Origin of the sequence: Prevotella sp. kh1p2 (assembly GCF_900111525.1) — a bacterium.
Lineage (GTDB): Bacteria > Bacteroidota > Bacteroidia > Bacteroidales > Bacteroidaceae > Prevotella.
On sequence record NZ_FOHY01000008.1, the window covers coordinates 1 to 21063 of the forward strand.

At 55.7% G+C, this 21063-nt stretch carries 13 protein-coding genes and 1 tRNA gene; 5 read left to right on the forward strand and 9 right to left on the reverse strand.

The features are described 5' to 3' along the window. Window positions 1–216 precede the first annotated feature (216 nt). Window positions 217–1878 carry a recombinase family protein gene (locus BMW31_RS05950; RefSeq protein WP_091822528.1) on the reverse strand — a complete coding sequence of 554 codons (1662 nt, stop codon included), beginning with the start codon at window positions 1876–1878 and terminating at the stop codon, window positions 217–219. Between the two features lie 284 nt (window positions 1879–2162). Next, window positions 2163–2244, reverse strand: a tRNA-Leu gene (locus tag BMW31_RS05955). A 206-nt stretch (window positions 2245–2450) separates the two neighbouring features. Between BMW31_RS05955 and BMW31_RS05960 the strand changes: the two genes are divergently transcribed. Both BMW31_RS05960 and BMW31_RS05965 read left to right on the forward strand, forming a co-directional pair. Continuing rightward, window positions 2451–3539, forward strand: a complete 1089-nt coding sequence (locus BMW31_RS05960; RefSeq protein WP_091822531.1) for a mannose-1-phosphate guanylyltransferase — start codon at window positions 2451–2453, stop codon at window positions 3537–3539. A 39-nt stretch (window positions 3540–3578) separates the two neighbouring features. Beyond that, window positions 3579–4475: a FimB/Mfa2 family fimbrial subunit gene (locus BMW31_RS05965; protein ID WP_091822534.1), complete on the forward strand. Its 897-nt coding sequence runs from the start codon at window positions 3579–3581 to the stop codon at window positions 4473–4475. A 341-nt stretch (window positions 4476–4816) separates the two neighbouring features. Here the strand turns inward: BMW31_RS05965 and BMW31_RS05970 are convergent, their stop codons facing one another. Both BMW31_RS05970 and greA read right to left on the reverse strand, forming a co-directional pair. Then, a complete protein-coding gene (locus BMW31_RS05970) occupies window positions 4817–5212 on the reverse strand; it encodes an HIT family protein (RefSeq protein WP_091822537.1) in 396 nt (131 codons plus the stop codon). Window positions 5213–5268: 56 nt separating this feature from the next. Beyond that, entirely contained in the window at window positions 5269–5739 is a 471-nt protein-coding gene (gene greA, locus BMW31_RS05975) for a transcription elongation factor GreA (protein ID WP_091822540.1), read from the reverse strand. A 1434-nt stretch (window positions 5740–7173) separates the two neighbouring features. Between greA and BMW31_RS05990 the strand changes: the two genes are divergently transcribed. Then, window positions 7174–10359 (forward strand): glycoside hydrolase family 2 TIM barrel-domain containing protein, encoded by a 3186-nt coding sequence (locus BMW31_RS05990; protein WP_091822553.1) that lies wholly within the window; start codon window positions 7174–7176, stop codon window positions 10357–10359. Between the two features lie 246 nt (window positions 10360–10605). Here the strand turns inward: BMW31_RS05990 and BMW31_RS05995 are convergent, their stop codons facing one another. The 5 genes from BMW31_RS05995 to BMW31_RS06015 all read right to left on the reverse strand — a co-directional run bounded on the left by BMW31_RS05995 (window position 10606) and on the right by BMW31_RS06015 (window position 17658). Then, the gene (locus tag BMW31_RS05995; protein WP_091822557.1) at window positions 10606–12954 is read right to left on the reverse strand and encodes a TonB-dependent receptor; all 2349 of its coding nucleotides are present in this window, start codon (window positions 12952–12954) and stop codon (window positions 10606–10608) included. 79 nt (window positions 12955–13033) lie between these two features. Further along, window positions 13034–13390 (reverse strand): hypothetical protein, encoded by a 357-nt coding sequence (locus BMW31_RS06000; protein WP_143049159.1) that lies wholly within the window; start codon window positions 13388–13390, stop codon window positions 13034–13036. 406 nt (window positions 13391–13796) lie between these two features. Next, window positions 13797–15152, reverse strand: coding sequence for a B12-binding domain-containing radical SAM protein (locus BMW31_RS06005; RefSeq protein WP_091822564.1), 1356 nt, complete (start codon window positions 15150–15152; stop codon window positions 13797–13799). 15 nt (window positions 15153–15167) lie between these two features. Continuing rightward, entirely contained in the window at window positions 15168–16298 is a 1131-nt protein-coding gene (locus BMW31_RS06010; RefSeq protein WP_091822569.1) for a sensor histidine kinase, read from the reverse strand. Between the two features lie 34 nt (window positions 16299–16332). Continuing rightward, window positions 16333–17658 (reverse strand): sigma-54-dependent transcriptional regulator, encoded by a 1326-nt coding sequence (locus tag BMW31_RS06015; RefSeq protein ID WP_091822572.1) that lies wholly within the window; start codon window positions 17656–17658, stop codon window positions 16333–16335. A gap of 717 nt (window positions 17659–18375) precedes the next feature. Here BMW31_RS06015 and BMW31_RS06020 point away from each other — a divergent pair. After that, window positions 18376–19707 (forward strand): TolC family protein, encoded by a 1332-nt coding sequence (locus BMW31_RS06020; RefSeq protein ID WP_091822575.1) that lies wholly within the window; start codon window positions 18376–18378, stop codon window positions 19705–19707. Then, window positions 19692–20945, forward strand: a complete 1254-nt coding sequence (locus BMW31_RS06025) for an efflux RND transporter periplasmic adaptor subunit (protein ID WP_091822578.1) — start codon at window positions 19692–19694, stop codon at window positions 20943–20945. Before BMW31_RS06020 ends, BMW31_RS06025 begins: the two co-directional genes overlap by 16 nt. The last annotated feature ends 118 nt before the right edge of the window (window positions 20946–21063 follow it).

A 21063-nucleotide genomic window follows, 5' to 3' on the forward strand; every position in this document is an offset into this window, starting at 1 on the left:
TTAACTACTAAAACTGTCAACTAAATCCAGGACAGGACAGCGTCGGAGTGCTGAAGGCATGCTTCGGGAACTTTCGACACTTGTCGCACGATTGTTTGACACTTGTCGCACATATCTTCGACAAGTGTCAAAACTTCCCACAGTTTATATATCATCCACTTGGCAACCAGTTTCCGGAGCCTGCCTTCAGCGGCTCATCACTTCTGCAACCATCAATCACCGTCCCATTTTTCCGCACATCAATACCTTATGAATTACAGTCAAACTCGTTTTGCCAATCCCGGCGCAAGTACCGATGTAGTTGTTGATAAGAAAAGAAGGGAGAGGAAAGAAAAGGGACCCTGAATTGAACTTTTCAGGTTCCCTTTTTCTTTTCTCTCCCCTTAACTTGTTGGTTTCCATACATATTACATCAAGAACCCGGTTGTACATCGTGGTTCGAAGTACATCGCCGGATAGCTGGATGCCTACATCGAACAAAGCTCCCAATATCTTTATCTTTAAATCTACCGGCGCATCGGTAAGATGTATTCTCAGATGGGACAACAGACAGAAGGCATAATCCAGCATGGGCTCTATGTCGGTATCTCTCTGATTTCGTAGCATCTCCATCTCGTCCTGTGTCTGCAACATCTCCTGCCGGTACCTGCCGTTCATCCGCTGATACTGGTCATCGGATAACTTACCCGACATGTATTTGTCATCTATAACGTCTAACTTTGCTTGTATCTCTTTCAGGAACGCTGCCTTGTCTCTCATCTTACAGTCTATCTTACCTATCCCTTCGGCATAGATGTCCTTGATTGTTGTCTTGAACAGTGTCAGGATATCCGGATTGGGTGTAATGGAGCACGCGTAGTCTATAAATAGGCTGTTGGCTTTCTCTGCACGGATATTGATATGCTTCTTGTCCTGTGAACAGCAATAATAAGTATAATAGCCGCCATTGCCCTTGCAGGTGTAGCCCGTAAGATGTCTGCCGCATTTGGGACACAGCAGGTACCTTTTGAGGAACAGGTCCGGATTCTCCGCCTTGCTTATCTTTATCTGTGGCTTGTATGCAATCCTTTCCTGTACGGCCTTGAAGATAACGGGATTGATGATGCCCTCATGCTGCCCTTCCACTATCTGTTCCGGTTCATCATTATAGGCGGGCACGAGTATCTTGCCGATGTAGAAGACATTACGGAGCATATACATGAAAGCGTTTTTGTTGATATGCAGATGATACCGCTTGTTGTACTTCCTGCAAATGGCATTGGGCGCAAGAGGAGAATAGGCAACCTCATAGAAGATGTCCTGAATGACGGGTGCCGTCTTCTTGTCTATCTCTACCCGTGTGTTGTGCTTGCCGTCCCTTACGTTCCTGTATCCGCGTGGGGCATGATTGGAACATTTGCCTTTCAGCAGCGTGCCGTGTATGCCTTCAAGGGTTCTTCTGGATATCTTGTTATCTTCAGTATGCGCCATGCCACAGTGCAGGGCAAGCATGAGACTCCATTCCGTGCTCCTGAAGTCTATCGGTGATTCAAGGGCATTGATTTCTATGCCGAGTTCATCCGTTATCTTCCGCTTATAGACAAAGGCAAACTCCGTGTTCCTGGTATATCTGTCCCATCTTAGGAACAGTATCTTGGCAATCAGGTGCCTGTGCAGTTTACAATACGCATACATCTCTCCGAACATCGGCCTGCGCCGGATGTCGTTGTACTTGGCCGAGGAGTCGTCCTTATATACTTTCAGCACGTTCATCTTGAGAGATGCGCAGTACATGCGGAGCCTTCGCTCCTGTTCGTCCAGACTGCTGCCTTCTGCCTGCTCATCACTGCTTACACGGCAGTACAGTACCACGTTTATCCTATCTTCCATCATCTTCATGACATTACAAGTTGAATGACTAAGATAAGGGATATGGTCGCAACTATAACAGAGATTTGGCGAAGAACAGCATTTTTCAACTATTATTAAGAGATAAGAACCAAGTTATCAGAAAAGAAGCACCAAATGATGGACATGGTTCGATGTAGGCATCCGGCTATCCGGCGATGTACTTCGAACCACTGTGTACAACCGAGTGCTTGACGTAATATGTATGGAAACCAATAAGTTAAGGGGAGAGAAAAGAAAAAGGGAACCTGAAAAGTTCAATTCAGGGTCCCTTGTACCCAGAGCCGGGGTCGAACCGGCACGGATTGCTCCACTGGTGTTTGAGACCAGCGCGTCTACCGATTCCGCCATCTGGGCTTAATACGGATGCAAAGGTACGGGTTTTTTCTGAAAGCGCAAACAAATCCGTCGAAAACTTTCAAAGGGTAGCAGCGGGGCGTTTGTTTTCGTGGAGCGGTGGGGTGAAGAGGTTTTAACGATTTAGTCATTTAAAAGATGATAAAATCTTGTTGGTGTCATATTTAATGCGTATATTAGCGTGCTGTATTTTAAATCTGTAAGCTATGACAATAAAAACAAATAACTACTGCGTGATCCTTGCCGGCGGAAAAGGTCGCAGGCTGTGGCCGTGCAGCCGCGACCGATACCCTAAACAGTTCATAGATTTCTTTGGCACCGGCCGTACTCAGCTGCAGCAAACCTATGACCGCATGGCAAAAATCCTGCCGCCCGACCATATCTACGTGAACACCAACGTAAGCTATCTGTCTTTAGTGCAGGAGCAACTGCCCGAAATGCCGGCCGACAACATCATGGCCGAACCCATCCACCGCAACACGGCTCCGAGTGTGGCGTGGGCTACGCACCGCATCAACAGGCTGAACCCTGACGCCAACCTGATTGTTACGCCCTCTGATCAGATTGTGTTGAACGAGGAAGCATTCCGCCAGAACGTGGAAGAGGGCTTCGACTTCGTGGATCGGCGCGACTGCCTGCTCTCCATGGGCATTAAACCTACGCGTCCCGAGCCCGGCTACGGCTATATCCAGCTGGGCGACGAGGCGGCCCACGACGTTTACCGCGTGCAGTCGTTCACGGAAAAGCCCGAACGTGAGTTTGCCAAAATGTTCATGAGCAGCGGTGAATTCTACTGGAACACGGGCATATTCCTTTCCAACACCCACTTTCTCGGCCGCAGTTTCTTTTCCATTCTGCCCTCGGTGCTGCGCAATCTCGATGCCGTGAAACCCGACTGGACGATTGAGGAGGAGAGCAAGTTCGTACATGAGAACTTCCCCTCGTACCCCAATCTCTCCATCGACTACGGCATTCTGGAGAAGTCGGAAGATGCCTACGTGATGAAATGCGATTTTGGCTGGGCCGATATAGGCACCTGGCACAGCATCTACGAGGCCATGCGCAAGGGCCCGGACGACAATGTCGTGATAGACTCCGACGTGATGATTGAGGATTCGAGCAACAATGTCATCAAGCTGCCCAAGGGCAAATTTGCCGTCATCAACGGTCTCGAAGGCTTCATCGTGGCCGAGAAGGACAACGTGCTGCTCATCTGCAAGAAAGAGGACTCGTCGGCTTTGGTGCGCAAGTACGTGAATGAAGTGCAGATGAAGAAGGGCGACGACTACATCTGAGCCGCCTCCCACGAACCCGAAACCAATACAGTAAAGACCATGAGAAAGTTACAACTGATGGGCGTCCTGCTCCTCCTGGCGTCCTGTGTGTGTTCATCCTGCGAGAAGGCGAACCTCGGCGACGACGGCGATGAGCCCGAACCGGAGAATGGGGTGAGGATAGAGCTCCGGATATCACGCTTTGAACAGATAGCCTTCGACGGCGCCCAGGCCAAGTCGCGCGCCGCAACCGAGGTGAGTGAGCTCTGCTCGCGCCTTACGTTTGCCATCTTCGATGCCGGCGGCAGCAGGGTGAAGAGCGTCTCGCAGACATCGACCGATAAATCTTTCGGCACCTTCGGCGTGTCGCTGCCGCAAGGTTCTTACCGCGTGGTGGTGATAGCCCACAACGGCAACGGCTCCGTTTCAGTTACCGACCCGGAAAAAATAAAGTTCCCCGACAACAAAGTTACCGATACCTTTTACTGCTGTGAGGACATCGAGGTGACCGATGCCAGGAGCTACGCGCTGGAGTTGAAGCGTGCCGTAGCCATGTTCCGCCTCGTGATAACCGATGATGTGCCGGCCAGCGTGAAGCAGTTCAAGTTCTACTATACTGGCGGCAGTTCCACCCTCAATGCCATTACGGGGCGCGGATGTGTGGACTCCCGTCAGACGGAATACCGCGGGGTGACGGCCGAGATGGCCGGTAAGCCGTGCCAGTTCGACGTGTTCACCTTCCCCCATGCCGACGAGGGAGAACTCAAGATGACCGTAACGGCCCTTGATGCCGCCGGCACCACGGTGGCCGAAAAGCTGTTCGAGGCCGTTCCCGTACAGCTGGGATGGATTTCAAAGTACAGCGGCCAGTTCTTTGACGGCACCACCCAGACCGGCGACATCACGTTTACACTCTCGGCTGACGGCAACTGGCAGGAGATAACGCATAGTTATTGAACCCCTCCCCGGCCCTCCCCGAAGGGGAGGGAGGACTTTCTCTTTGGCTCTGCACACAAGTGGAAAACCCCTCCCTGGCCCTCCCCGAAGGGGAGGGGGGTATTATCCTTGGCTCTGCACATAGGTGGAAGAACCCCTCCCCGGCCCTTTCAGAAGGAGTGGGAGGGTGGGACCGTGGCATTGCCTGCTCCCTATATATAATAAGGTAGAGCCACGCCAAAGTCTTTAAGTTGCTTTGGCGTGGCTCTTCTCTTTTCATCCGCTCCTTTGGGCGGGCAGGGGTAGCTTCTTCGTTCCCTCCCAAAGGGAGGGTTAGGGGAGGCTTTTTTACTGTCAGACCCCTATGGCAGGCTCTCCTCAATCTTTTTGGCGATAGCCTTGAATTCCTCGTCCGAGAATTTGAGATGCTCCTTGCGGAAGTCCACATCGGCCTCGCTGTTCATGGGGATGAGGTGGATGTGGGCGTGCGGAACTTCGAGTCCAAGCACTACCTGGGCCACTTTCCTGCACGGAAAAGCCGCCTTCAGCGCCGTGGCCACCTTCTTGGCAAAGAGCTGGAACTCAGCCAGGTCGTTGTCGTCCATATCAAAGAAGTAGTCAACCTCTTTGCGCGGAATGACGAGCGTGTGGCCTTTGGCCACCGGGTTGATGTCGAGAAAAGCGTAAAACTTGTCGCTCTCGGCGCACTTGTAGCTGGGAATTTCGCCAGCGGCAATCTTCGAAAACACTGTACTCATGGTTCTCTTGTTTTGTTCCTCGGGCTCTTGTTGCGGGTGGCAAGGGCTCGGGAGGTTTAACCTTCTATGCTTATCTTGTCAATGCGCAGCTTTGTTGTGCCGCGCGGTATCTGTATCTCGACGATGTCGCCCACCTTCTTGTTCAGCAGTCCCTGTGCGATAGGCGTCTTGATAGATATCTTGCCTTCGCGCAGGTTGGCCTCGTTCTCGCTCACGATGGTGTAGGTCATCTTCTTGCCGGTAGCCATGTTGGTCATTTCCACCTTCGAGAGTATCTGCACGGCGTCCGTCTTCAGGCGCGATACGTCAACAATCTTGGCCTCGGCTATGGCCAGTTTGATGTTGTTGATTTTATCTTCGAGGTGGGCCTGTGCCTCTTTGGCGGCGTCATATTCTGAGTTTTCGCTCAAATCGCCCTTGTCGCGAGCCTCTGCGATGGCGGCCGATGCCTTGGGGCGTTCAACTGTTTCGAGCTCACGGAGCTCAGCCACGAGCTTGTCGTAGCCTTCTTGTGACATGTAAGCCATAATTGTTATTGTTTTAAACTGTTTGTAACCGTTTTTCGTCGGACATGAAAAATGAAGAATTCCGACAGCTTTCGGTGTTGTCGGAATTCCGTATCCTATTTCTTATGTCTGATTAATGTCCTTATTCGTCTGCAAAGATAGGCATTATTTTAATACGGAGCAACTTTTCGGCTAAAATTCTTCGCCTTGGCTTGATTTATGTCAAGAAATGAACAAAACTGCCGTTTTTTCTTTCTGTTTGTTTGGTTGTTTGCGCTAACATGTTTATATTTGCAATGTGTTTTTCATAGTATTAGATTTAAGGTTAACAAGGTTGGGACTCGGCGGAGCCCCATTTTTTTTGCCCTGAAGTGTGGTGCGCCGCCTTTTCTGCTTGTTTTCTCCACCCTTTATCGTCCCCCTCATCATTCCCGAACCACTGCCGCACTGCCGCTGCAGGTTAGCTGCTGCTGATGAAAGACAGAGTAACAGCGTAATTTTTCAGCTGCTTCGAGCTTGCTGCCAGTTAGCTGTTGCTGATGAAAGACAGAGTAACAGAGTAATTTTTCAGCTGCTTCGAACTTGCTGCCAGTTAGCTGTTGCTGATGAAAGACAGAGTAACAGCGTAATTTTTCAGCTGCTGTTTGGTTGTCTGTTAGTAGATATGTGTAAGCAGCGGTTTGCAGAAGGACTAACTGGTATCCTCCCCTTGGAAAGGGGAGGCGGAGGAGGGGATGACCTGATAGCAGGAAATAGCAAAGCTGCAAGGAAAATCATCCCCTCCTAACCTCCCCTTTCCAAGGGGAGGAACCGCTACGCCACCACCGCCGATAGCAATGAACAAAAAGCAAGGGGGCACCCACAAGGCTAACTGGTATCCTCCCCTTGGAAAGGGGAGGCGGAGGAGGGGATGACTTGAAAGCTACAACTTGCCACCTTGAGGAAGAAATCATCCCCTCCTAACCTCCCCTTTCTAAGGGGAGGAAAAACCAACCCCAGCCCTCCCGAAGGGAGGAAGTACTTATCACATGGATTGAGTTGGGACAAAAACAACAGTCTTTTCTCTTATCCACCTCTTATATATCGCAGTGCTCCCTCCCTTTGGGTGGGCAGGGGTAGGCTCCCCCTTTTCCTCTTTTCTCTTACCGGCAGCAGCCTCTCTCCATTGGTAGAGCCGGGGTGGGTTCCCCCTCTCGCCAGTTTGGAGCTATCCTTCAAGCCTCTTGAAGCTATCGTTCGGGCGCCTTGAAGCTATCCTTCAAGCTCCTTGAACGGCATGTCCTGCACAGCCCCCTGCCAGCAGGGGCTCCCGCGGGGGTGGCTGAATATTTTCTGCGTTTCTGTTTCCGCTTTCATTTCTTTATTGTATCTTTGCAACAGGTAGCGGCCAACGGGGCGGCTGCCTTGCGCGATGTCTTTGTTAATAAGCATGAAAGTCAAACTATATAGCTATTTATGAAAAAGATACTTTTTGTCGTTTCCGCTCTTCTGGCGGGTGTTTTGCCCGTGGCGGCACAGACCGATGAGCCGGCTTTTACCGAGTGGCACGACCTGCAGGTCAATGAGGTGAACCGCTATCCCATGCACACCTCCTACTTTGCTTACGAGTCGGCAGACAAAGCCTTGAAGGGTGACATCACCCGTTCGGACAACTATCTCTCTCTGGAAGGCGACTGGAAATTCAAGTGGGTGGAGCATGCTGACCAGCGGCCCACCGACTTTTACAAGACCGATTTGGACGACTCGTCGTGGGCGGTGATGAAGGTGCCGGGCATGTGGGAGCTCAACGGCTTCGGCGACCCTGTGTACAAGAACGTGGGTTATGCCTGGAACGGCCATTTCAATGACAATCCGCCCGAGGTGCCCGTAAAGGACAACCACGTGGGTTCGTACCGCCGCTACATCGACCTGCCCGCAGGGTGGGACGGCCGGCAGGTTGTCGCCCACTTCGGTTCGGTTACTTCCAACATCTACCTCTACGTGAACGGTCGCTTCGTGGGCTATTCAGAGGACTCGAAGGTGGCCGCCGAGTTCGACATCACGCCCTACGTGAAGCCCGGCCGCAACCTGATAGCCTTCCAGACCTTCCGCTGGAGCGACGGTTCTTACTGCGAGGACCAGGACTTCTGGCGCCTCTCGGGCGTGGCGCGTGAAAGCTATCTCTACGCCCGCGACCGCAACACGCAGCTGGTGAACCTGCGACTAACGCCCGACCTGACCAACAACTACCAGGACGGCGAACTCGACATAGCCTGCGAGGTGAAGGGCCGACCGGTGATAGACTTCCGCCTGCTGAACGCCAACGGCGTGGAGGTGGGCAGCAACACCACCAACTTTCGCGGCTACCGCCACGGCAACGTGCACTTCAGCGTGCGCAACGTGAAGACCTGGACGGCCGAAGACCCCTACCTCTTCACCCTCGTGGCCACCGTCAGACAAGGCAACCGCCCCGTCGAGGTGATAACACAGAAGGTGGGATTCCGCAAGGTCGAAATCAAGAACTCGCAGCTGCTGGTAAACGGAAAGGCCGTTTACATCAAGGGAGCGAACCGCCACGAGATGGACCCCGATGGCGGTTACGTGGTCAGCCGCGAGCGTATGATACAGGATATCCAAATCATGAAGCGCCTCAACATCAACGCCGTGCGCACCTGCCACTATCCCGACGACCCGCTCTGGTACGACCTCTGCGACGAGTACGGCCTCTACGTGTGCGCCGAAGCCAACCAGGAGAGCCACGGACTGGGCTATGCGGCAACCTCGGAAGCCAAGAAACCCCAGTTTGCTCTCCAGATACTGCAGCGCAACCAGCACAATGTCAGCGTGCAGTTCAACCATCCAAGCATCATTTACTGGAGCTTGGGCAACGAGACAGTTGACGGTCCGAACTTCTCGGCGGCCTATGACTGGGTGAAGAGTCAGGACCCCAGCCGCCCCATTCAGTGGGAGCAGGCCGGCAGCGGCAGGAATACGGACATCAGGTGCCCCATGTATTGGTCGCCCGAGGCGTGCGAAAAGTACGCCCAGAGCAAGGCTGCCGACGCGCAGAAACCCCTCATACAGTGCGAGTACAACCACACCATGGGCAACTCATCGGGTGGACTGAAGGAGTACTGGGACCTCGTTCGCAAGTATCCCAAGTATCAGGGAGGCTTTATCTGGGACTTTGTTGACCAGGCGCTGCACCGCCGGCCCGACCTCAAACAGCGCTCGCTGTCGGAACTGGAGCAGCGGGCAGCGCAGGTGTCGGCCAAGACCGAGTACACCTACGGCGGCGATTACAACACCTACGACCCATCTGACAACAACTTCAACTGTAACGGCATCATCGGTGCCGACCGCCAGCTGCACCCTCACGCCTACGAGGTAGCCTACCAGTACCAGAACATCTGGACCAAGCCCATGGACCTCCGGGCCGGCAAGATAGCCGTAATGAACGAGTTCTTCTTCCGCAATCTGGACAACGTACAGCTGCAGTGGACGCTCCAGGTGGATGGTAAGGCCGTGCAGCACGGCACCGTAGAGAGCCTGAACATCGCCCCGCAGCAGGCCATTGCCGTCAATCTGCCTTACAAACTCGACGGCATAAGCCCGCAGCAGGAGGTGTTGCTCAACCTCGACTACTGCCTCAAGGAGGCCGAACCGCTCATGTCGGCCGGCCAGCGCATAGCCTACGCCCAGCTCACCGTGCAGGAGTGGCAGCCCGCCACGCCGGCCCTGGCCGTTGCAAATGCCGGCAAGGACAAGGTGAGCGTGAAGCAGAAGAAGACCGTGCTTACCGTATCGGGCAGCACGTTCAGCCTCGGTTTCGACCGCCAGACGGGCTTCCTGTCGGCTTTCGAGTACAAAGGAGCCAGCCTGCTGGGCAAGGGAGGCGTACTGAAGCCCAACTTCTGGCGCGCTCCCACCGACAACGACATGGGCTCCGGGCTCAACCGCGCCTTCAAGGTGTGGCGTAATCCCGAGCTGAAACTCGTGAGCTTGAAGGCCGACAAGGGCGAGCAGGGCTCTGCCGTGGTTACGGCAACCTACCAGATGCCCGAGGTCAAGGCCTCCCTCACGCTCACCTACAACGTAAGCTCCAATGGAGTGGTGCGCGTGGAGCAGCGCCTGCAGCCGCAGGCAGGTGCCCAGGCACCGGCCATGTTCCGCTTTGGCATGGTCATGCAGATGCCGTTCGAGATGGACCACAGCCGCTACTACGGCCGCGGACCGATAGAGAACTACGCCGACCGCAACTCTTCGCAGACGGTGGGTCTTTACAACCAGACGGCCGACGAGCAGTTCCACGCCTACGTGCGGCCACAGGAAACGGGCACGAAGACCGACATTCGCTGGTGGCAGCAGGCCAACACGGCCGGCACAGGCCTGTGCATAACGAGCGACAAGCTGTTTTCGGCCTCGGCGCTGCACTATAACACAGCCGACCTTGACGACGGCGACGCCAAAGAACAGCGCCATCCGTACCAGGTTCCGCAGTCTTTGTTCACCCAGCTCTGCATCGACGCCGTGCAGGCAGGTGTGGGTGGCATCGACAGCTGGAGCCGTAACGCCCAGGCGCTGCCGCAGTATCGCGTGCCGTTCGGGGCCCGCACGGCCGTGTTCTGGCTGCAACCAAACGCGAAGGGAGATAATAGATAAGAGATAAAAGATAATAGATAAGAGATAAAAGATATCAGATAAAAGATAGAAATTGATGAGGCAGGAACTTTTGACAGGTGTCGAATAATCGTGCGACAGGTGTCACACCATCGTGCGACAAGTGTCGAAAGTTCCCGAAGCACCCTTTCAGCAACCTGATACGGTGCCTCCGTAACCCACGGATGGCAGTTTCCAACTCCATCCTCATCAAAAAATATCTTTTATCTGATATCTGTTATCTATTATCTAAAACTCAATCGGCAGATTGAGTTTTACGCACACGTTGCGCCCCATGTCGTAAACGCCGGTGCGGCCGGTCAGGTTGTTCACGGGCGCATACTTCAACCGGCTCAGGTGACTTTGGTAGGCGCGGTCCAAGAGGTTCTCTGCCGAGAGCGTTACCGTGGCCACCGTGCGGCCGTGATGACAGATGTCGGTGCCTGCGGAGAGGCCAAACAGCGTGTAGCTGGGCGTCGGCGTCTCCGTTCCGTCGGCCGTATAGGCGTGCCGCTGGCGCAGGTTGCACTCCATGCCAGCCCTCACGTAGGCGTTGTTCAGCGTGCGGCCGTGGCGCAGGAGGTCGTAGCGCACGTCCAAAGTCCACCTCGGAGCGGGCGTGAAGGGCAGGTACTTGCGGTCTGCCGGCTGGTGCCGCTGCACTGCGTTCACGTAAGAGAAGGCGTTGCCTATGTGCAGCCGCTCCACGGGATGCACGTCCAGCGTGAGCTCTCCGCCCATGAGGCGGGCCGAACCCTGCGTGAAGCGGAACACGGGCGTGCCCTCCACCTCCTCTCCCGGCTGTCTGTGGGCAAAGATGTAGTTGTCAATGAAGTTGGCAAACAGGGCTATGCCGGCCGTCACCTTAGCCGATGTGTAGTCCAGTCCGGCGTCGGCCTGCCAGCTGTATTCGGGCTTCATGTCGGTGTTTCCTACCTCGTAGCGGAAGGTTCCCTCATGTTCGCCGTTGGCGGCCAGCTCACTGATATTGGGCGCCCGGTAGCCCCGGGCCACGTTGAGGCGCAGGTGCAGGTTGTCGGCCACATCGTACACGGCGCCCATGCTGCCCGTTACGCCGGTAAAGTTGCGTGAGAAAGCAGCGAACCTGTCGGCCAATGCGAAGCCGTGAACATGCCTGTTGTCCACGCGCAGACCGCCGCTCACGTTCCAGCGGCCCACCCCGAAGGATGTCGTTACATAGGCCCCGGCGTCAAAGAGCTGGTAATCGGGGATGAGAAACTCCTCTCCTTTGTTGACCGAACGCTGGTACATGCCGCTCAGTCCGCCGTTCAGCTTCCACCCGTTGGCCCGAGTAAGGGCGTAGTATATATTATAGGTGCCCGTGTGCAGCATCATGTCGAGCCCGCTCTCGTTGGGAGTGAGCACCTCCTCGAACTCTCTGCGGCGGTTGTGTTGGTAGCCCAAGGTAACGTTCAGCGTGCCCGGGCCCACGAAGAAGGCGTTATCAGCAACGGCCTTGTAATGCTTCACGCGTTGGTAAGGCATGCCCCGGCCGTAGGTTTTCAGGTCATCGGCAGTGGCGATGGCCTCGCTTGCCTCCCCGTTAGTGATGATGGGCTTGAGGAACCGGCCTGTAGTTTCGTCGCGTTCGCCCTCTGTGATGCCCGGTGTAATGGCGTAGTAGCTAAGATGCAGGCGCGAGTAGCCCCAGCTGCGGTTCACTCCCAGCAGGCCCGAGAGCGCCTGGTCGCGGAACTGTGAGTTCAGTACGCGTCCGTCGAACTTGTTCTTGTAGGCGTGTGCCAGCTTCTGGCTCCAGCGCCAGTCCCATGCTATACCGTGGCTGTTGCCCGCAAAGTCGAGCGAATAGTTGATGAGTCCGTTGTTCGTCTGGTACTCTGCGGTGGGCGTGAGGCGCATCTTTCCCTGTGCCAATGTGGGCACATTGTTGAAGATAACCACGCCGGCAATGGCATCGGAGCCGTACATCAGGCTCGCCGGACCTTTGAGAACCTCGACCGAACCTACGCTGTTGGCGTCGACCTCAATGCCGTGTTCGTCGCCCCATTGCTGTCCTTCCTGCCTTACGCCGTCGTTAACAACCACGATGCGGTTATACCCCAGTCCGCGTATAACGGGCTTCGAGATGCCGCCACCGGTGGTTATCTGCGCCATGCCGGGCTTATGGGCGATGGCGTCAATGATGTTGGTGGAGGCCGACTGCCCCAGCTGTGCCGCCGTAATGACGTCAACGGGCGTTGGCATGTGGCTTAGCAGGGCCTTGCCGTTGGTTCCCGTTACCACCACCTCGTTGATTTGGGCGTTGCTCTCGTGCATGCTGAAGTCCATGCTCGAGGTCGTTGCGAGGTCTATTTGCCGCATGATGGTCTGGTGGCCAATGTAACTAACCTGTATGGTGACGCTGCGCAGGGGCAGGCCGGCTATGGAGTAGTGTCCTTCTACATCCGTAGTGGTGCCTGTCTGCAGGTCGGGAAAGTAGATGGTTGCGCCAACCAGCGCGCTTCCGTCTTCTGAATGGGTGACGGTACCCGATAGAGTTGCCGTACGGCTCACCGGCTCTGCCACTACGGGCAGCAGCGAGCAGGCGAACAGCAACATGACAATTAGCTTTTTCATGTCCTTATTCTTTAAATACGATGGTTATGGGGCGATGGCGTGCATCGTCCCGGAAAGGTTGTAATAAGGCTTTCTGCGCTTAGCAGAAAGCGGGGAATAAGGGCTCTGTTGGGGGCGCCCGGCCCGACGGAACCAGCCTTGGACGGAGCAGCATGCTGCTCTCCACGGCCGGCGGAGCCACGTGGCGGGCTGTGAGGAATACGGCTACAACGGCCGTTGAGACTGCGAGAAACGGCAGCGCCAGGAACTGACAGAGCAGGCACTCGGCCATGCCGTGGCTCTGGGAGGTGATGTGCGGGGCGTGGTGAACATGGTGCAGGCACTCCACACACGGCACGTTGCCGGCCTGTTGGCCAGTGTGCACGTGCAGAGAGGCGCCCAGCAGCATGGGCACGAATACCGAAAGGAGTATCCATGCACGCCAAATACGTTTCATCTCCACATGTTTCATCGTTGCAAAATTACTGAATATTCCCCGATTTCCGGTACCTATTGGTAATCTTTAACGATTGGTTTCGGGTGATAGGTGTTGGGTGTTGGGTGATGATGGAGTGACTTTTGGGGTGATGGGTGTAGGATGTTGAGTATTAGAAGCATGCAAATCATTATAGTCAATTATCCATTTTAATTCTCAATTCGGACTAATCATAATTATCAATTGTCCATTCTCAATTCTCAATTCGGACTAATCATAATTATCCATTGTCCATTTTCAATTCTCAATTCGAACTAATCATAATTATCCATTGTCCATTTTCAATTCTCAATTCGGACTAATCATAATTATCAATTGTCCATTCTCAATTCTCAATTAGCGTCTTCGGAATGCAGACCGGGGGCCGTTAGCCGTGCTTGAGCAGGTTCTCGAGCAGGGGGAGGGAGGCATTCAGGGCACCCGTACGGATGAGGAAGTTCCACAGGGGCTCAAACTTTTTCCAGCCGCCCGTGTAGAGCAGGTGGGCTGTGCGGTGCTCCAGGGTGTCGTCGTGGCGGCAGGCACGCCAGATGTTGCTCCACCGGTAGAACTCCGAATAGGCCCAGTCGTAGCCGCGCTTCAACTCTTCGGGCGTCAGACCGCGGGTTTTGTACACCACCGTTCGCGTGTCGTAGCGGCTCCAGTCGCGGGTCACGATGCGCCCTTCGGCCTCCATCCGCTGGTATAGCCGGGTGCCGGGGTAGGGCGTAAGGATGTGGAAGGTGGCAGTGGTGATGGCGTGCTCCACCGCCCAGTCTACCGTCCGGCGGAAGGTGTCGGCATCATCATGGTCCATGCCGAACACGAAGCTGCCGTTAATCATGATGCCCAAGTCGTGCAGACGGTGGGCACAGGCGGCGTAATCGCGTGCCAGATTCTGGTATTTATGCTCGCTTCGGAGGTTCTCCTGCGAAAAAGTCTCGAAGCCAACGAATATGCTCCGCAGCCCTGCATCGCGTGCCCGCTCTATCAGGTCGCCCTCAAGGATGGACTTCACCGTGGCTGCTCCCTGGAATACTCGGCCCATTCCGCGCATACCTTCAAACAGTTGGCGAGCAAAAACGGGGTTACCAAGCAGGTGGTCGTCGAGGAAGTAGAGGTGCCGACCTGGCAGGCTGTCTATCTCCTGCAGGGCTCTGTCAACGCTGGTGGTGTAGAAACTGCGTCCTGATGAGTAGAAGGCGTCCTTGTAACAGAAGTCGCAGTGGTGCGGACAGCCCCTGCTTACCACGAGCGAGTTGGGCACGAAGTAGCGCCGGCGGTGTATGAGGTCGCGCCGAATGGGTGGTATATCGGTTATCTGCCTTACCTGCGCCGTGTAGACACGTTGCGGGCAGCGGGCACGGAAGTCGGCCACAAAGCGCGGAAAAGCCTCCTCGCCCGGCCCCGTAACGATGGTGTCGGCATGCTGCAGCGCCTCTTCGGGCAGCGCCGTTACGTGCAGTCCGCCCATTGCCACATAGCTGCCGCGGCGCCGGTAGTGGTCGGCAATGGCGTAAGCACGGTAGGCGTTGGTGATGTAAACCTGCAGGCAAACCAGGTCGGGGCGGTCGTCAAGCTGCAGCTTCTCCACATGCTGGTCAGCTATCTGCACCTCGTCATCGGGCGAGAAGTAGGCAGCCAGCGTGGCGAGGCCTAAGGGCGGGAAGAGTGAATACTTGATGGGACGGAAGTAAGGACTGTCGGCTTCCTCCAGCGAGGGCAGTATCATCTTGACTTTCATGGTTACTCGGGCGGGTTAATTGAAAGTAAGACGGAAGGTGGTTATCAGGTCCTGGGGCGTTGAAACAAGGTTGATGGAGCCTCCGGAGAGGCGCATAATCTGGCGGGAGATGGAGAGTCCGATGCCACTTCCGTCCTTTTTGGTCGTAAAGAAGGGCACAAAGATGTGCGTGGCCACGTCGTCCGGTATCGGCGCTCCGTCGTTGCTCACGTCTATGATAACCTGTTCCTGCTCGTTGGTGTAGGCATGCAGGGCTATGTGTCCGCCGGGGCTGATGGCCTGGCGGGCGTTCTTGAGCAGGTTGGTAACCACGCGCGCCACCAGCGCTTCGTCGGCATAAACCAGCAGGTCGGCCGGTTCAACCTCCACGGTAATGGCGGCCGTGGGGGGCAACGACTGCCTGCAGAGGCTCTGCATCCTCTCGATGAAAGGCTTGACGTAGAACAGCTCGGGTTTGGGAACGGGCACGTGAGTGAACTTGCGGTAGTTTTCAACGAAGGCGATGAGCTCCTTTCCCGTCCGGTTAATGACCTGCAAGCCCTCCTGCTGCTCGCCTTCGGCATGGCTGAGTAGGGTGTCGCTGAGCGATATAATGGGCGTTACGGAGTTCATAATCTCGTGAGTAAGCACGCGGATGAGCTTCACCCAGCTGTCAATCTCCTGGTTCGCGAGCTCTCCCTTGATGTCGCTGAAGCCTATGATGCGCACCCGGCGGCCCTTGAGTACGGTGTGCGACTCGCGGATAGAGAAGCCTTGCAGCGCCTCCTTTATCTGGTTTACGTGGCTGATGGCCTCGCGCTTGAGCATGCGCAGGGCCGACTGGTTGTGCTGCAGCACGATACCGCGCTCCTCGTCGACCACGAGTATGCCCGTATCTACCGAGTTCAGGATGAGTTCGTAGTATTTTTCGCGCTCCTTCTGTTCGTCCCTCGCGTGCTGCAAAATCAGCTTCACGCGGTTCAGCGAGGCGTTGAGCAGCCGCTCGTCGCTGTAGGTCTGCCCCTCTGTAAAGCGGAAAGTGTAGTCTCCGCTGTCAAGAGCATCGAACAGGAAAGCCACCTTGCGGATGTTGCGGTGGTAGCGGCGCCACAGCCTGAAGTAAGCTATCAGGAGCAGCAGGATGATGAGCAGCAGTACGTAAATCATGAGTCAGCAGATTGTGATGGGCGCTGCGGCGGGTTCAGAGGCCGTAACGCTTGATTTTGTTGTACAGCGTCTGGCGCGATATACCCAGCCGCGAGGCCACCTGCGAGAGGTTTCCGTCGCAGTCGGCTATGGTCTTCTCGATGAGCCGTTGCTCCATCTGGTCAATGGTCTGCGCGCCTTCGGGCCGGCCGGAGGTGGCCGGCGTGTCGCCGTCAATGTCGCTTTCGCCTATCTCGGGGCCATCGGTCAGGATGACGGCCTTCTCCACCGCGTGCTGCAACTCGCGTATGTTGCCGTACCAGGGCAGCGCGTCAATCTTGCGTTCGGCGGCCGGAGAGAAGCGCATTTGCGACTTGTTGTACATGCCGGCATAGCGTTCAAGGAAGATGCGGGCCAGCGGCACGATGTCTCCCTGCCGCTCTCGCAGGGCCGGCAGGTGCAGGTGGATGGTGTTGATGCGGTACAGCAGGTCTTCGCGGAAGCTGCCTTCGCGAACCATCTGCTGCAGGTCGCGGTTGGTGGCGCAGATGAGCCGCACGTTGATAGGTATCTGCCGCGAGCCTCCCACACGCACGATGCTGCGCCGCTGGAGGGCCGTGAGCAGCTTTGCCTGCAGGTTGTAAGAGAGGTTCCCAATCTCGTCAAGGAAGAGGGTGCCGCCCTCCGCCAGCTCGAACTTGCCCGGTTTGTCGGCCTTGGCATCGGTAAAAGCGCCCTTCATGTGCCCGAAGAGCTCGCTCTCGAACAGCGTTTCGCTCACTGCACCCATATCAATGGGCATCAGCCGGGCATCCGAACGCTGCGACAGCAGGTGTATCTCGTTGGCCAGCACCTCCTTTCCGGTGCCGTTCTCTCCCGTTATCAGGATGTTTGCATCGGTTCCGGCAACCTTCTCCACCATTACCTTTAGGTCGGTCATGGCGGCGCTCGAGCCCCACACCATGTTGCTCTTGCCCGCCGTCTGTGGCCGTGGCGTAACCTTGTGGTAGGCGTTGAGCAGCGTTTCGCGCATCTTCCGGTTGTCGAAAGGCTTTATCACAAAGTCGGCGGCGCCCTCCTTGATGCCCGTCACAGCCAGCTCTATGTCGGCATAGGCGGTAAAGAGAACCACCTGCGTCTGCGGTCTCAGGCGCTTGATTTCGCGCAGCCAGTAGAGCCCCTCGTTACCGTTGTTGATGCCGCTCTGGAAGTTCATGTCCAGCAACACTACGTCCGGGCGGTCTTCGCGCAGCCGTGCGGGGATGTTGTTGGGGCTGGCGATGGCGGTAATCCGTGCGAAGGTATCCTCCAGAAGCATCTTTACGGTGGTGAGGATGTTGCGGTTGTCGTCTACAATAAGTATGGTTCCTTGTTTGTTCATGTGCTTTGCCTTTGCCTGCAAAAATACGTTTTTTTCCCACAAAAACCTAATCGCAGCGCGTAATTTCTGCCTGTTGGGGGTTAAATTGCTGTTTGTCGGCAGTGCCGGAGAGGCTGTTCGGGCAGTTACCGGTTACCCTTTCAGCTGTTCGTTGCTTACCTCTTTATATATAATAGGTGAGGTTTGGCCTACGTTTCCTCCCCTTAGAAAGGGGAGGTTAGGAGGGGATGATGCCGCAGCAAGTAATGGTTAGCCTATTGATAGGTCATGGTTGACCTGCTAAGAGGTCATCCCCTCCTCCGCCTCCCCTTTCCAAGGGGAGGATACCAGTTAGCCTTTTGGCAAGGTATAGGATAACAACTAACTGCTGGCAGCAATGGTGCGCCAGCGTTTCCTCCCCTTAGAAAGGGGAGGTTAGGAGGGGATGATAACAGCAGGAAATTACCTGCTAACTGCCTACAGATTATCAACAGCTTGCTAAGTGGTCATCCCCTCCTCCGCCTCCCCTTTCTAAGGGGAGGTTACCAGTTAGCCTTTCTGCCGGTGGGTGGTTTCCTTTTTATTCATTAATAATAAGGTAGAAAAGTATAAAGGAGTGTCTAAAAATTAGGCAATGGTGTCTAATAATTGGACAGTTAGGCAAAGACGCTTTTCCTAAAACATACTGATAACCAGCCTGTTGCGATTTTGGCACGGCTTTGGCATTGGTATTTGTGTATGAAACAGACCATCAACATCCTTCTGATGAGCATCACCTGCCTCGCTGCCTCGGCCCAGGAGCCGTGGACGATGGAGCGCTGCATGCAGTACGCCGTGGTTCATTCGGCTGACGTACAGCGCCAAGATATCGAGGCAAAGCAGAAGAAGACCGACTACCGCGCTGCTCTTCTGGGCTTTCTGCCCACGCTGGAAGCGCAGGTGAGCGGGCAATACAACTGGGGACGTAACATCGACCCGGAAACCAATACCTATAATAATGTAACGACATTCAACAACTACTATCAGCTTGCTGCATCGCTGCCGCTCTTCGACGGAGGCCGTACAATCAACGCCTTCAGGCAGGCAAGGCTGGCACGGGCCAACTCCGCCACCGCCATACAGAAGGTGCAGGACGACAAGGCCATTGAGGTGATGGGCAAGTATGTGGATGCCGTGTACGCCCAACGCAGCATTTCGCTGGCCAGGGAGAAGCTGACAGACTCGCAGGCCCTGCTCCGCAAGACGCAGCGACTGTTCGAGCTGGGCGAAAAAAGCCGCCCCGACGTGGCCCAGCTGCAGAGCCAGGTGGCCGAAGACGACTACAACCTGCTGCACCAGCAGAACCTGGCCCGCCAGCAGCTGCTGGCACTCAAGGCCGCCATGAACTATCCCGTGGCCGACAGCTTGCAGCTCGACACGGCCTCGGTGCCCGCTTTACCGGCTGTGGATATGGTTGCCGACGCTGCTGCCATTTACCAATCGTTTGCACACTTGTCGCCGGCGGTCAAGTCGGAAGAATTCAACGAGGAGAACGCTCGCCTCACCTGGCTCCAACAACGGGCCTCGCTGTTGCCGCGTCTCAGCCTTGGAGCAGGAGTTGCCACTAATTTCTATAAAAATCTCTCAGGAGGGGCGGGGGCGCCGTCGTTCGGCTCCCAGTTCCACAACAACATGGGCGAATACGTCTACCTCTCCCTCTCCATTCCTGTCTTCAATCCTGCGGCGTGGCGACAGGCCCGCAGGGCCAAGGCCGATTACCGGCTGGCACAGGTCAGCTTGCAGGAAGCAAGGCGCAAACTGCATGACGACATCGCCCAGGCCGTGATGGACCGCGACGGCTATGCACGCGAGGTGGCGCAGATGGAGCGCAAGACCGAGGCCGATTCCTTGGCCTGGTACCTGAGCCGCCGCAAGTTCGAGGAGGGCATGCTCTCCACCTTCGACCTGCATACTGCTGCCCAGACGCTGCTCGAAAGTCGCATCCGGCTGCTGCAGATGCAGCTCATGCTCGTGCTCAAACAGAAACTCGTAAACTATTATAAAGGTGAACCACTATGGACATTAAGATAGAACAGAAGAAGTATATCATACCCCGAAAGTACTGGCTCTGGGTAGGCGGCGGCCTTGTTTTCGTGGCCGCGCTGGTTTGGTTGGCGCTTTCCAACTTCACGTCAACGCTCAGCGTGGAGCGCCGCGGCCTGAGTATAGGCGACGTGAAGCGTGCCCAGTTCGACGATTACGTGAGCGTCGACGGCTCGGTTGTGCCCATCTCGGTGGTGCAGATATCGCCCCAGGAGGGCGGCGTGGTGCTGCAGAAGGTGGTCGAAGAGGGCACCCACGTGCGCAAGGGCGATGTCATCGTGCGGCTGGCCAACTCCAATCTCGACCTCGAAATACTGAATGCGGAGAGCGAACTGGCCGAGAAGCAGGACATGCTGCGCAACACCCAGATATCAATGGAGCAGGACCAGCTCAACAACCGCAACGAGGCACTGCAGCTGGAGCAGGACGTGGCGACCAAGAAACGCGCCTACCAGCACCAGAACTCGCTGCAAAAAGAACAGCTGAACTCGCGCGAGGAGTACCTCAAAGCTAAGGAAGACTACGAGCTCTCGGTGCGTAAGAACGAGCTGATACAGCGCCGCCTGGCCAAAGACAGGCAGCTGCGCCGCTCGCAGATGGACCAGATGAACGACAACCTGGCCTCCATGCAGAAGAATGTCCAGCTGGTGCGCGAGCGCAAGGCCAAGCTCGAAGTGCGCTCGGCCATAGACGGCGAGGTGGGCCTGCTCGACGTGGAGCTGGGCCAGAGCATATCGCCGGGACAGAAGATAGGCGTCATCAACGACCTGAGCGACTACAAGGTGCAGGCGCAAGTGGATGAGCATTACATCGACCGCGTACATGCAGGCCTCACGGCAACCTTCGAACAGAACGGCCACACGTACCGGCTGACCGTTAGGAAGGTATATCCGGAGGTGCGCGACGGCCGCTTCAAGATAGATTTCGTGTTCAGCGGAGCCCGTCCGCACAACATCCGCACGGGCCAGACCTACTATGTAGACCTGCAGCTGGGCGAGGCCAAGCAGGCCGTCATCATTCCCAAAGGAACCTTCTACAGCGTTACGGGCGGCAACTGGATATTCGTTGTCGACAAAAGTGGCCGCAAGGCGTACCGCCGCAAGATACGCATAGGCCGCCAGAACCCGCAGTATTACGAGGTGCTGGAGGGCCTGGAGCCGGGCGAGAAGGTAATTGTAAGCGGCTACGAGAGCTACAAGGACAACGAAATACTGAAGCTCGAGTAAACCTCTCCCCGTCCCTCCCCGAAGGGGAGGGAGACCTATTGAGATATAAGGAGTTAGGAATACGAGGCTTGGAGGGAAGTTTCGGCAAAGTGACTCGATAAAAAGCAAGAGATAATCA